15 protein-coding genes are annotated in these 13,190 nt (G+C 28.0%); 10 read left to right on the top strand and 5 right to left on the bottom strand.

Annotated elements, in window-relative coordinates; translation table 11 throughout:
• Nucleotides 1-126 precede the first annotated feature (126 nt).
• The 6 genes from ACZJV1_RS13725 (at nt 127) to ACZJV1_RS13700 (ending at nt 5,224) form a co-directional block, all read left to right on the top strand.
• Complete coding sequence (locus ACZJV1_RS13725) at nt 127-783, top strand: DNA-3-methyladenine glycosylase family protein (RefSeq protein ID WP_463650494.1); 657 nt, start codon at nt 127-129, stop codon at nt 781-783.
• A 24-nt stretch (nt 784-807) separates the two neighbouring features.
• A complete protein-coding gene (locus tag ACZJV1_RS13720; RefSeq protein WP_463650493.1) occupies nt 808-1,368 on the top strand; it encodes a bifunctional transcriptional activator/DNA repair enzyme AdaA in 561 nt (186 codons plus the stop codon).
• Nucleotide 1,369: 1 nt separating this feature from the next.
• Nucleotides 1,370-1,840, top strand: coding sequence for a methylated-DNA--[protein]-cysteine S-methyltransferase (locus tag ACZJV1_RS13715; protein WP_463650492.1), 471 nt, complete (start codon nt 1,370-1,372; stop codon nt 1,838-1,840).
• 372 nt (nt 1,841-2,212) lie between these two features.
• Entirely contained in the window at nt 2,213-3,556 is a 1,344-nt protein-coding gene (locus ACZJV1_RS13710) for a dicarboxylate/amino acid:cation symporter (RefSeq protein WP_463650491.1), read from the top strand.
• A gap of 215 nt (nt 3,557-3,771) precedes the next feature.
• Nucleotides 3,772-4,317: a hypothetical protein gene (locus ACZJV1_RS13705; protein ID WP_460288424.1), complete on the top strand. Its 546-nt coding sequence runs from the start codon at nt 3,772-3,774 to the stop codon at nt 4,315-4,317.
• Nucleotides 4,318-4,681: 364 nt separating this feature from the next.
• Nucleotides 4,682-5,224, top strand: a complete 543-nt coding sequence (locus ACZJV1_RS13700) for a UBA domain-containing protein (protein ID WP_460288423.1) — start codon at nt 4,682-4,684, stop codon at nt 5,222-5,224.
• A gap of 538 nt (nt 5,225-5,762) precedes the next feature.
• On the opposite strand, the gene ACZJV1_RS13695 is transcribed toward ACZJV1_RS13700, so the two are convergent.
• Together ACZJV1_RS13695 and ACZJV1_RS13690 are read right to left on the bottom strand one after the other, a co-directional pair.
• On the bottom strand, nt 5,763-6,170 hold the full coding sequence (locus ACZJV1_RS13695) for a hypothetical protein (protein ID WP_463650490.1): 408 nt from the start codon (nt 6,168-6,170) through the stop codon (nt 5,763-5,765).
• Nucleotides 6,171-6,867: 697 nt separating this feature from the next.
• Nucleotides 6,868-7,164: a hypothetical protein gene (locus tag ACZJV1_RS13690; protein WP_463650489.1), complete on the bottom strand. Its 297-nt coding sequence runs from the start codon at nt 7,162-7,164 to the stop codon at nt 6,868-6,870.
• A 260-nt stretch (nt 7,165-7,424) separates the two neighbouring features.
• Between ACZJV1_RS13690 and ACZJV1_RS13685 the strand changes: the two genes are divergently transcribed.
• Nucleotides 7,425-8,776 (top strand): IS3 family transposase gene (locus ACZJV1_RS13685; protein WP_463650488.1). Its coding sequence is split into 2 segments (ribosomal slippage): nt 7,425-7,818 and nt 7,818-8,776, totalling 1,353 coding nucleotides; the frame shifts between segments, so codons are not numbered across the junction.
• 69 nt (nt 8,777-8,845) lie between these two features.
• On the opposite strand, the gene ACZJV1_RS13680 is transcribed toward ACZJV1_RS13685, so the two are convergent.
• From ACZJV1_RS13680 to ACZJV1_RS13670, 3 genes are all read right to left on the bottom strand, one after another.
• A complete protein-coding gene (locus ACZJV1_RS13680; RefSeq protein WP_463650487.1) occupies nt 8,846-9,034 on the bottom strand; it encodes a hypothetical protein in 189 nt (62 codons plus the stop codon).
• A gap of 333 nt (nt 9,035-9,367) precedes the next feature.
• Complete coding sequence (locus tag ACZJV1_RS13675) at nt 9,368-9,940, bottom strand: hypothetical protein (protein ID WP_463650486.1); 573 nt, start codon at nt 9,938-9,940, stop codon at nt 9,368-9,370.
• Nucleotides 9,941-9,996: 56 nt separating this feature from the next.
• Nucleotides 9,997-10,326, bottom strand: coding sequence for a hypothetical protein (locus tag ACZJV1_RS13670; protein WP_463650485.1), 330 nt, complete (start codon nt 10,324-10,326; stop codon nt 9,997-9,999).
• 246 nt (nt 10,327-10,572) lie between these two features.
• On the opposite strand from ACZJV1_RS13670, the gene ACZJV1_RS13665 reads away from it, so the two are divergent.
• Genes ACZJV1_RS13665 through ACZJV1_RS13655 form a run of 3 tightly spaced genes read left to right on the top strand, consistent with a single transcriptional unit; the run spans nt 10,573 to nt 13,031 of the window.
• Nucleotides 10,573-11,112: a DUF4342 domain-containing protein gene (locus ACZJV1_RS13665; RefSeq protein WP_463650484.1), complete on the top strand. Its 540-nt coding sequence runs from the start codon at nt 10,573-10,575 to the stop codon at nt 11,110-11,112.
• Nucleotides 11,105-11,785 (top strand): response regulator transcription factor, encoded by a 681-nt coding sequence (locus ACZJV1_RS13660; RefSeq protein ID WP_411168434.1) that lies wholly within the window; start codon nt 11,105-11,107, stop codon nt 11,783-11,785. The genes ACZJV1_RS13665 and ACZJV1_RS13660 overlap by 8 nt, the downstream gene beginning before the upstream one ends.
• On the top strand, nt 11,778-13,031 hold the full coding sequence (locus ACZJV1_RS13655) for a sensor histidine kinase (protein ID WP_463650483.1): 1,254 nt from the start codon (nt 11,778-11,780) through the stop codon (nt 13,029-13,031). The genes ACZJV1_RS13660 and ACZJV1_RS13655 overlap by 8 nt, the downstream gene beginning before the upstream one ends.
• Nucleotides 13,032-13,190 lie beyond the last annotated feature (159 nt).

Here is a 13,190-nt window from a genome sequence, read left to right as displayed (position 1 = left end):
TGGATACAAAGTTTTCATTAGTTTATATTTTTTTATAGAATTGAATGTACAAATATAGGAAGAATAATCACCGACTAAGTGTTACAATAATGATAGATATCAGAAAACTTAAGGATGGTGATTTTTTTGTATTTTGAATATGGAGATAATGAGATAAACTACTTAAAAAGTAAGGATAGAGCATTTGGAGTGGCTATTGATAAAATAGGTCATATTAATAGAGAAGTAGATATTGATTTATTTTCATCAGTGGTACATCACATCATAGGACAACAGATTTCGACTACAGCCCAAGCAACTATATGGAAAAGAATGAATGAGGCTCTGGATGAGATTACAGTAGAAACTATTTGTGGCACTGATATTAATAAACTTCAAAGGTTTGGAATGACTTTTAAGAAAGCAGAATATATCAAGGACTTTGCGGACAGGGTACAGTCTGGTGAATTCAATATAGAAGAACTGAACAACAAAAGTGATGAAGAAGTTATTGCAGAATTATCAGCACTGAAAGGAATTGGAAGGTGGACTGCAGAAATGATTATGATATTCTGTATGCAAAGACCAGATGTGATGAGTTATGGAGATCTTGCAATACATAGGGGGCTTCGAATGCTATATCATCATAGAAATGTAGATAAGATTAAATTTGAGAAATATAGACGCAGATATAGCCCATATGGAACTGTGGCAAGTCTTTATCTATGGGATATTGCTGGTGGCGCAATCGATGAAATGAAGGACTATGCTCCTAGACGTAAACCTACTCAAAAGAAAAAATGAATTATTTAAAAAGCGAGGTGAGTTATGACAGTGGAAGAAAAATGGAAAGCAGTATCAAATAATGATGAAAATTATGATGGAATCTTTTTTTATGCGGTCAAGTCAACAGGTATCTTTTGCCGTCCATCTTGTAAGTCTAAATTGCCATTAAGAGATAACGTATCATTCTATGAAAATGGTAAGGATGCAAAGAAAGCTGGATATCGACCTTGCAAGCGCTGTAGGCCGGACTTGTTGGAATATCACCCGATAAAGGATATTGCGAAACAGTCAAGAAAGATTATTAAGCAGTATTTTCATACAAGAGACAAGTTAGAACAGGAAATAAAGAAACTTGGAGTGTCAGATCACCGTATAGCCGAAATATTTAAGGAAGAGTATGGAATTACACTCTTAGAATATACGAATTCATTACGACTAGATCAGGTAAAGAAAAAATTTCGGAATATGGATGATGATATTGTTACGATAGCATATGAAGTTGGTTTTGAGAGTTTATCAGCTTTTTATCGCTTCTTTCGAAAGTATACTGGAACGTCACCAGCTAAGTACCGAAAAGAATTACTGGGCAAGGAGGAGAATTGATATGGATTATGCGATTTATGATACGCATTTTGGAACAGTGAAAATTGGCTATACAGATAAATTTATTATCCATATGGATTTAGAAACGCATGAAAATACAAATAATAGAGGAACTACTTCAAAATTGAGTGATTTAGCTTATTCGCAGCTTACAGAATATTTTGAGGGACAACGAAAAGCATTTGACTTTCCGTATAAGATGCAGGGCACTGATTTTCAAAGGAAAGTATGGAAAGCACTCTGTGATATTCCTTATGGGGAAACAAGAAGTTATAAAGACATTGCAATTGTAGTAGGAAATCCAAAGGCAAGTAGAGCAGTCGGTATGGCGAATAATAGGAATCGCCTACTTTTTGTGGTACCATGCCACAGAGTGATTGGGGCCAATGGATCATTAGTAGGCTATGTAGGTGGATTAGAAATGAAAACAACATTATTAGAACTAGAAAGGAAGTATAAAGATAAATTATAAACAAAGTAATTTAGTAAATTAAGAAATATTTAGAAAATTTAAACTTATTTATAAGTAAACAAAATAGCTTCTACAATGATTGACAAGCATTATATTGAATGGTAGTATAAGAAAAAATCCCTTTAAATTGATTCGAGAAATCAGCAAGGAAGTTATAGTATACTTATAAATTTTATCTTTTTAATTGTGTGTAAAATACAATAAAAAGCAAATGAGAGAGTTATCATAGCCTTCCTTATTAGGAAGGCTTTTTTACTTAGATAAATAAAAGTAAAAATAGAATAATAAGAAAGTTATAAGTTAAGTATATTAAACCTTATGTAGTTGTTTAGGTCTCACAAATAGGGAAATAACTAATTAGGAGAAGGTAACATGAAAGTAAACAATAATAACAGAGTAGCTGTAAAAATGGCAATTGCTTTAGTCTTAGGGTTAGTAGTAGGTATAGGATGCTTATTACTAAGAGAAAATCTAATTGCAAATGGAAATGCAGATATTTGGAGAAAGATAAATAGTATTTTATTCCAAGATATATCAGCAGAAGGGGCAACAAGTGCTTTAGGTATATTTTATATTATAGGTCAGCTATTTGTTAATTCACTTCAACTTATAATTGTACCAATGGTATTTACTTCTATAGCATTAGCTATGTGTAAGATAAGTGATACTAAGAAGCTTGGACGTATTTCCTTTAAAACTATAGTAGGTTTTTTAATAACATCATTCTTTGCATTAGCATTAGCAGGAGTAATAGGATTTACAATTAAAAACTTAGGCTTATTTGCAGCTAATGTAGAAAATGTTGCAGCAAAAGCAGGTGTAGCAAGTTCTACAAATCCATTACTTGTAATAGTAAATGTAATACCTAATAATATTTTATCTGTTTTCTCAAAGAATAGTGAAGTACTGGCAGTAGTATTTATAGCAGTAGTAACAGGTTTATGTATTAATAACTTAGGAGATAAGATAAAAGTTTTAAAGACTGTATTAGAAGAAGTTAATTCTATTATTACTGTATTTTTAACTTTTGTAATAACTAAATTTGGACCAATAGCAATATTTGTTCTTATAACAAGAACTTTTGCAATATATGGTGTAGATAATTTAAAACCGGCTTTAGTGTATGTAGTAGTTACAATAGTTACTTTATTATTATTCTTAATATTTGGATATGCAATATTTGTAGCTATAGGGGCTAGACTTAACCCAATTAAATTTGTAAAGAAAATAGGTAAGGTTGCTTTATTCGGATTCTCAACATCATCTTCAGCAGCAACATTGCCTTTAAATACAAAAACTACAACCGAAGAACTAGGTGTTGATAAGGATATAGCTTCATTTATATTACCACTTGGAATGACTGTTAATATGAATGGTACTGCTATAATGCAAGTTATTGCAACTATATTTATAGCATCATCAGCAGGTTATAATGTAACAATAGGAAACATAATTATTATTGCATTAATAGCCTTAATAGCATCAGTTGGTACTCCAGCTGCGCCAGGAGCAGGAGCTATAATACTTTTCACAGTATTATCAGGAATGGGATATAACAATGAGGGAGCAATACTTGCTTATTCATTAATACTTGCTATAAATAGACCAATAGAAATGCTTGTTACATCTTTAAATGTAGTAGGAGATGCAGCAACAAGTGTTGTAGTTGCGAAATCTGAAGGTATGTTAGATGAAGAAATTTATAACGCTAATTAAATTATCAAATTTTATATATGAATGAAATAAATGCATGCCATTACTTCAAAGAGTAATGGTGTGCATTTTAATGTTATAAGCATATATAGTAGTTTATAGGCTCGTCTAAAAAAGGGTATTTATTTACTTACTATATTTAGTAACATAATGATTAATGTGAAATATAATATATTATACTATATTATAAATTAAAAAGAGTAAGGAGGTAACTTAATATGTCAGATTATTGTTATGATAGAGAATCACAAGAGTTTAAATCATTAATATTCAATGCAGGAACAATTAATGACGCTGAAGAGAGTATTCCTGATACTGTACCACTTGGAAGCGCTAATTCTAGTATTAGAATATTGGGATGGCTTTTACCTCAAGGTGATACAGATGAGTATTCATTAACTTTTAGTGTACCAAAAGATGCTCGTAATAGACATCAAAAAGCTAAAGTATTTGTTCATTTGTTAACTGATAATTCCAATACACCAAATGGAAATAGGTTTGCAATTAGGCTTTCATCATTGTTCGCTAGAGCTAATGGTGTAGTAAATGCAGCTAATATAATGGTTAATAATAGTGGTAATATTCCAATTCAAAACTCACCAGGCAATTTTCAATATAATCATTATGTTTTAGAGTTCGACTTAGACAATATTATTAGAGCAGAAGATTTTGCATTGTTGAGCGTCGCTCGTATTGCAGTTAATAATGACTTTGCTGGTGCATTACTTTTAACTAGTATAGAGTTTAGATATTTAAGTGACTAAGTATAAAAATTAATTGAAAATAAAATCAGCTAATCAATGTTAAGTAAAATATTAAAAAATATTTTATTAAAAATTTTGCATGACAAATAAATCCCTCAAACTTCAAAAGATAAATTAAAAAGAATTTATGGATGGTTATTGCAAATTAGTAGTGACCATCCTTTTTTCATAAAATAGTGATAAAGGATAATATTAAATTTAGTTACTGTAGAATTTATAGATTTAGAAAATTAGTCATTAAATATTATCTTTACTAAATAGTAAATTTTAATCTAATTTTAATCTTTCTTATATTTTAGATTAATCTTCTAAAAGTATTATATAACCATGATGAATGATTAACAAATACATGGAGGGAAATCAAATGGAAAGAAACGAAATGATTGAAATTATAATTGCAAAGGCTAATGTAACTCGTGAAGAGGCAATAGAAGTATTAGAAAAATGTAACTGGGATATTGTAGATTCTATTATATATCTAGAAAGAAGTGGAAAAGTAGAAAATAATGAAGCTACTACAATAATTGAAGTTAAAGAGGAAGAACAAAAGCAAAATAAAAAGGAAAATAGTAAAAAACGTGAAGAAAGATATGGTGGAATTGGAGAAATTATTGGTAGAGTATTTAAATTTATAGGTAAGTTTATAAAAAAAGCAAATAATAACTATTTTGAGATTAAAAAAGAAAATGAAAAGCCAATAAGAGTATCATTAACAATATCAATACTTTTATTAATATTCTTATCTGTACCAACTATAGTATTATTAGTAATTGGATTATTCTGTGGATATAAATACTCATTAGGTGGATCTAACATTAATTATGATGGAGTAAATAATGTTTTTGAAAAGGCATCAGAGTCAGCAGATACTATTAAAAATGATTTTAAGGAAGGCTATGAAAAATAATATATAGTAATAAATTTCAAATACAAAGGCTACGATAAATAGATATGGTTCCATAAGCTAAATAGCTGTGCAAAGAAGTACTAGGCTTGTAAAAACTACTATGCCAAGAGTTTTGGTTAAACTCACTGCGTTCAGACAAACCAACAACACTAAGGCTTAGTAGTTTTTCCTTCACCAAGTACTTCTAATTGCTCGCTATATGCTTACTACACATATTCTATTTATCTCCGCTACGTTCTATTTATTTTTTTAATTATTAATGAAAAAGTAAAATAGTGAAAAAGTAAAAGAATGAAAAAATTAAGGATAAAAATCTTTAAGGGATTATTAAATCAGGTTCTGTATTAAAATAATGTTAATATATGAGTATAACAAAAGTGGATATTTAATAATTTTCTACTTCAATACTTACTTTGTATAATATTTGAATTGCAAACTAAAAAATGCCGCATATTCATTTGAATAATACGGTATTTTAATGCATTATCTATTTTTTTGCCTAATAATGACTGATTAATAAACTGGAGTTTTTCTATACCTAATTTTCACGTTCGAAAGATAATACTTTTCCCTCAATACAATCGTAAAGCATATTGTATTCATCACGATATTTTGCTTTTTTATAAAAAGAAAAATTTCCTATAATATCAATAAAAAAGTCATTTAAACCACCATAGTCATAAAGTCCTGCGCCATCATTTAGTAGATCAGGATATATACAACAAAGCACTTTGACTTCATTTTTAATTTCTTCTAAAAGCAACTCTTCTGAATATTTATCGTAGTCCTTATAAATTCTATCTAAAAAATCATCTAAAGCCATAGAAAGTATATTCACCATCTCTTCAGGTAATTCATAGTCCGCTGACCAATTATATTTCCACCACACTTCATTCACTGGCGACAATTTCATATTACTTTTCATTTTGATTAAATCATCTCGCATCTTTTACCCCCCCCATAAAATATACTTCTCTTATTTAAATTATAATTTATCTAATCCAAATAAACTATATCATGATTTACTAATACCGTACTATTCAATTTTCAAAGATCTATTTCTATTAATTAGTTCGCAATAGTATCAAATTGTTCATAATATTTCTCAATTGCGAAATAAAAAATACCGTATATTCATTTTTTAAATAATACAGTACTTTCATTTATTTATATTTAATTTTTAACTTCGTAATATTTTGAAACTACTATTCATTTTTTAAAATGTCTATAAAAGTATCTCTAAAGCATATATCTCTAAACGAAATTATAATTCCTACAATAAAGCCAATTATAATGTCATTAACATTAATAACCAACAAGAAGAACATTACAATAAATGTAAATATGAGAATGATTAATTTAAATTTATCTTTCTTCTTCTTATTAAAAGTATCCGTTTTACTTTGAATTTGTTTAAATAATCCAAGTTTACTGCAGTTTAGCCAATAGAACAAATAACTAAATATTAGCAGAGATAAAGAACATGATATTATAGCTATTACCACTTTCATTGCTCCTTTTTTATATTTATATAATTCCGAGTTAAGTATAACATATTTTTACAATACAGTACTATTTAATTTTTGAAGAACAATTTTCTTATCTAATTCGTAATAAATTCATAATTATGAATAAATATATTATTACGACTGTTCTTTCCATGGAAGTAAAAGTGCAAGTCCAGTGTATACTAACATGACAGCAATTATAGCTATTGTAATTCTTATAATATTATTTATTAATGTAGTTGGATAATATCTAGTTAAATAATTCATAGTAATACAACATAAGGCTATAAGAATTATCACAATAAGCAGATAACCTTTTATTTTAAATTTACTATGACACTTATCACATTCTATTAATCCTTCTTTTTTATAACTTGATTTTAATAAGGCCTTAAAACTAATTTTAGCATTACATTTGCTACAAATTTTCATACTATACCCCTTTTTTATTAATAATATAATTCCGAGCTAATTATAACATATTTTTACAATACTGTACTATTCAATTTTCAAACAACATATTTTATATAGAGTGGATTACTTATGTAGTCCACTCATTTATTTGAATTGCGCATTAAAAAATACCGCATATTCTTTTTTGTAAAATGTACCCTATAAGATAGACAACTAAAAAATGTCTATTTTATAGGTTTTTTTATGTATAATAAAACATAACGACAGGAGTGGATTAGATGAGTAGCAAGTTATTTACGAAGGAAGAAATAGAATTATTAGCTAATAATAAATATGTAAAGAGTGTCAGTGAAAGATCAATTACTTACACGAATGAATTTAGACGTATTTTTATATCAGAATACGAAAAAGGAAAATTCCCACGAAAGATATTTGAAGAATATGGTTTTGTAATAAGCATATTAGGAATTGGACGAGTTGAGTCAATAAGTAAGAGATGGCGTGCTGCATATAAGAAAAATGGTATACATGGATTAGATGATTCAAGAAAAGGTAAGTCAGGAAAAATTATTGATAAAGAATTTTCTATAGAAGAAAAATATGAACGTCTTAAAGCGCAAAACAATCTACTTAAGGCTGAGAATGAATTACTAAAAAAGCTCGATATGATGGAAAGGAGGATGAGAAAAAAGAAATAGTTTTATTAGCAAAAGAAAAATTTATTCTTATTAAATCAGTAATTAAAAGATATAAACTAAAAAATATGACTAGTTATTTATGTGCATTAGTTGGTGTGTCACGTTCGGGGTATTATAATTATTTTTCATCAAAATCCGAATGCTTGCGTAGCAAGCGCAACGATAAGGACCTAGAGATTAAAAATGTAGTTTTAGCTGCATTTAATTTTAAAAATCGTAAAAAAGGTGCCAGAAAAATAAAAATGACATTGGAAGGCCAATATGGAATTATATATAATCTAAAACGTATTCGTAGAATTATGAAAAAATATAATATTGTTTGTCCTCATAGAAAAGCAAATCCATATAGGAGAATGGTAAAAGCAACCAGAGAACATAAAGTCTTACCCAATCTACTTAATAGAAATTTCAAACAAAATATTCCGGGTAAAGTACTACTTACTGATATCACTTATTTATTCTATAAAGATAGGAGTAAAAAGGCTTATTTGTCGACCATTAAAGATGCATCTACTAATGAAATATTAGCCTACAACGTATCTGAAAGCCTTACTTTAGATATAGTTATAGATACTCTTACTAATCTAAAAAAATCAGAACGTGTAAAAATTCATAATGAAGCTTTTATTCACTCAGATCAAGGTGCACATTACACAAGTCCCAAATTTCAAAAGCTAGTAAAAGATTGCGGCTTGGGTCAATCTATGTCTAGGCGCGGTAACTGTTGGGACAACGCGCCGCAGGAATCGTTCTTCGGACATTTTAAAGATGAGGTCAACATAAAGCCGTGTCAAACTTTAGAAGATCTTAGAAATGAGATAGACCAATATATGACTTATTATAATGAATATAGATATCAATGGAACTTAAAGAAGATGACTCCTGTTCAATACAGAAATCATCTTCTTAACTTAGTACGGTCTTTTTCATAATGTCCTTTACAAGGGATACATTTTATTGAATAATGCGGTATTTTTTATTTAATGATTTCTTTTTTTAATTCATTTATTATCATCTATTGATTCAATAATTAATAAAGTACAAGTAAACATAGTAAATATTATACCAATTCCAAAAATAAATAAAGTTACAAACACTTCATTTCCATTACAAAAAGATAAAAGAATACAAAGTATAGTAGTAACAGCAAAAGTATATAATAAGGATTTTCCTAATAATTTAAAACTCATAACTTCCTCCAAATACTATATATAGTTACATTGATATTAAATAGTTAATTAAATTAACGAATAATGCAATACAATTATATACTATTTGTCTATATATTTACATTCTAATTATAATACCACATTATTCAATTTTAAAAGAACATATTTTATATAGAGTAGATTCCTTATGTAGTCCACTCTATATAAAGAAATATCGCAAATTCACTTCTGAATAATACGATATTATAATATGTTATTTATTTTTTAACTTAATAATAAACTCATCAATAAAATGAAATATTTATATTACTTTGAGAACTGTAACTGTTTGTAGCTGAATTGATTGTTTTGATATTAAATCTTCTCTGATTTTCTAATTGCTTCAAATAATCTACTCAAATTATTTCTTAATAAATCAGAACCTATAACAGGTCCTGAATAGAAATGTTCATTATTAAAAGTAACAATAAAATTATAGTAACATTCTATTACTTCAGGGTTACATGCACTTTTAACTGCATTGTAAAATCCACTATTCATAAATTCCTCTATATTTGAGTTAGCTTTATTCCAGTATTCCATGTATTTTTTATGTTGTTCTATTTTATGTTCCAATAATCCATTTTCTTTCCCACAATCAGTTAATCGACTTTCTAAAATAGATAGTCTTCCTTCTACAGATGCAAATCCTCCTAACAGACTATCTTCATTTTCTAAATAGTCAGATTGTGTCATAATACTATCATAACTTGGAAGTGATTTTTTTAGTGCGTCATGATATGGTCTGATTGCTTCTATCTTTTGTTGTTTTATTTGCTTGTTATTAGTCCGTATCGCTACTAATATTGATATTGCTGTAACAACAGATCCAATAATAGTTCCCATAAATGATATCCATCCATCTGGTGTAAATTTAGAAATATCCATCTCTTTATCTCTCCCTTTTATATTATCTATATTTGTACAAACTGAAATTTGGATCTCTAAATAATTTGAAATTTTGCAGACTTACAGATTAGAACATCCTGCAAATCACACATAAGCATTTTTTTTAATTCCTTTCCGTTAATATAATGTTTACCTTCCTGCTTTTGTAATACACAACAAACATTTCCTACTTCACCAATCGATAGGCAAACAAGTTCAAGGGTAGAGAAATCACCAGCATTTTCAGCTATCACATATAATAAACCTTCTTTTGGTATATAATGATGCTTAGCTAAGCCTACTTTTGTTGGTAACAACTGAATAGCTACACCTGTATAAAAAATATCATCATCTTTTGTCTTTTCAATATTTATCCAATCTGTCATAGCCACCTCACAAATTTATATTTCTACATTAAGTAAATTATAACATATCTTTCATATCACATTATTCAATTTTCAAAGATCAAATTTTCTTAATTAGTTCGCAATATATTCAAATTATTTATTAGATTTTTATTTGTAGAATTACTTTGCAATTTATCAAGAAATTAATATACTTATTACAAGTAAAATAGTAAAATTTATATAATATATGTTATTTTTTTATGCCATAGATATGGAGGTCTATTTATGGAGAAGCTTAGGTTAGTAGATAAATTGAGGGAAAAAACAAATATAAGCTATGAAGAAGCTAAAACAGTTTTAGAAAATAATAATTGGGATATATTAGATGCCTTATTATATTTAGAAGAGCGTGGAAGGGTGAAAAAACCTTCTGTTAGTATCTTTTATACTAACGAAACAAAGTATAGTGAGGAAAGCAAAGAGATTAGGAAGAATGAAGAAAACAAGTACAAAAATAACAATAGTTTTCAAGGAATTTTTGAGAGGATATGTAAGTTTATAGATACATGTAATAATATTTTTCTGGAAATAAAAAAGAAGGATAAAGTATTTTTAAGGATTCCACTTACAGTAGTTGCTATACTTTCATTTTTTATGTTTTGGATTATTATACCTTTAATTGTTGTTGGATTATTTTTTGATATAGAATTTCATGTATATTCAAATAGAGTTAATACAAATAAGGTTAATAAGGTATTAAGTGAGATTTCAGAGAATATAAAAGTCATAAAAGAAAAATTTAAAAAGGTGAGTAAGAATGATTAAGATTTTAATAGTTGAAGATGAAGAAAAGTTATCAAGATTTATTGAGCTTGAGTTAAAACATGAAGGTTATGAAATAGTAAAAGCAAATAATGGTAGAACAGGTCTTGAAATTGCAGAAAAAGGTGAGGTGGATTTAGTTCTTCTTGATATAATGCTTCCAGAAATTAATGGTCTAGAAGTATTAAGAAGGCTTAGAAGGACTTCTGACATTCCAGTTATAATGCTTACTGCAAGAGATGCAGTTATGGATAAGGTATCAGGTCTTGATGCAGGAGCAGATGATTATATAACTAAGCCATTTGCAATAGAGGAGTTACTTGCAAGGATAAGAACAGCACTTAAAAAGAGAATAGTTACAGCAAAAAAGGATGAAGACATAATAAGGTGTGGACTATTGTCCTTAGATAAAATGAGACATAAAGTAATGTATGATAGTACAGAGATAGAACTTACTAATAGAGAGTTTAATTTGTTAAAAATATTAATGGAAAACAAGAATATAGTCTTAACTAGAGATACACTTATGGAAAAGGTATGTGGGTATGATTATATTGGAGAAACAAATGTTATAGATGTTTATGTGAGATATTTAAGAACAAAAATAGATGATGTTTTTAATGTCAAAATAATAACTACAGTTCGTGGTGTGGGGTATGTAATTAAAGATGAGTAGAAAAAATAAAACAAAAAATGTTACATCTATTGCAATAAAACTAAATTCTGTTTTTGTAAGAGAGTTATTTCTAAAGTTTCTTATTATTGATATATGTATAATTGCTGGGCTTATTGGAGTTTGGTGTATTGAAAGTGAACTAAGCTTTTATGGGGAATTCGTGAAAAATGCTCAAAGATCCTTTGAGTTTTATCCTATAGAAACAGCAACTTATAAAGTTATTTGGGATAATGGAAAAGTAATGATAAAAGAAGCTAGCACTTTTCTTAATCTTATTATAAAAGTAATTTCTGCTATTGGAATTATAGAATTAATAATGCTATTAAATCAAATGATATTTGGTACTGCAAAAAATAGAAGGATTTTAAAACCACTTAATGAAATAGCAGAAGCTGCAAGTAGGCTTAGTGATATAGCTTTTAATGAACAAAAATTTCAAAGTCTTGAGGATGCTATATCTAAGATTAGTCCTGTTACATCTGATGAAAGAATTCATATTGGAGATAGCGATCTTCAGGGGTTAGAGGAAGCAATTAATAACTTATTAGATAGAATGAGAGATTCTTATATACAGCAAGCAAGATTTGTTTCAGATGCGTCACATGAGCTTAGAACTCCTATATCTGTGATTCAAGGTTATGCTAATATGTTAGATCGTTGGGGAAAAGATGATGAGGAAGTATTAGAAGAATCTATTGCAGCTATAAAAAGTGAATCAGAAAATATGAAAAACTTAATAGAGCAGTTATTATTTTTAGCTAGAGGTATTAATGGTAAAACTCAACTTAAGGTTATAGAATTCTCGCTTAATGATATGATGAAAGAAGTTTTGGAAGAATCTAAGATGATAGATAAAGATCACATATATAGATATATAGATTCAGAAAATATAAATGTTTATGGGGATATAGCTTTACTTAAACAAACAGCTAGGATATTAATAGAAAATGCAGCAAAGTATACAGAAAAAGGTGAAGATATAATACTAAGAACAGGAAAAAATGATAAAAATGAGCCATATTTCTCTATTCAAGATAATGGAATAGGAATGGATGAAAAGGATGTATCACACATATTTGAACGCTTTTTTAGAGCTGATACTGCAAGAGTTAGAAAAAATGGTGGTACAGGACTAGGACTTTCTATTGCTAAGTGGATTATTGATAGTCATAAAGGCTATTTTAGTGTTTTAAGTAGGAAAGAAATAGGTACAAGAATAACTGTTTTTCTGCCTGAAAGACAGTAGAGTTGAAAGAACTTTAAATTTATCAAACATTAATTAATATTAAGTAGATAAGAAAAAATAAGGTTGATATAATGTATATGGGCTCTATATAGAAATAGATAAGGGTGAATTTATAATATAGCATGATTTAAAATGGGAAATATGTGAAATGAGGACACT

The organism is Clostridium sp. LS3 (genome assembly GCF_055330225.1).
The sequence above is the reverse complement of the archived record's forward strand: the minus strand, read 5'-3'. Positions and strand labels throughout refer to the sequence as shown.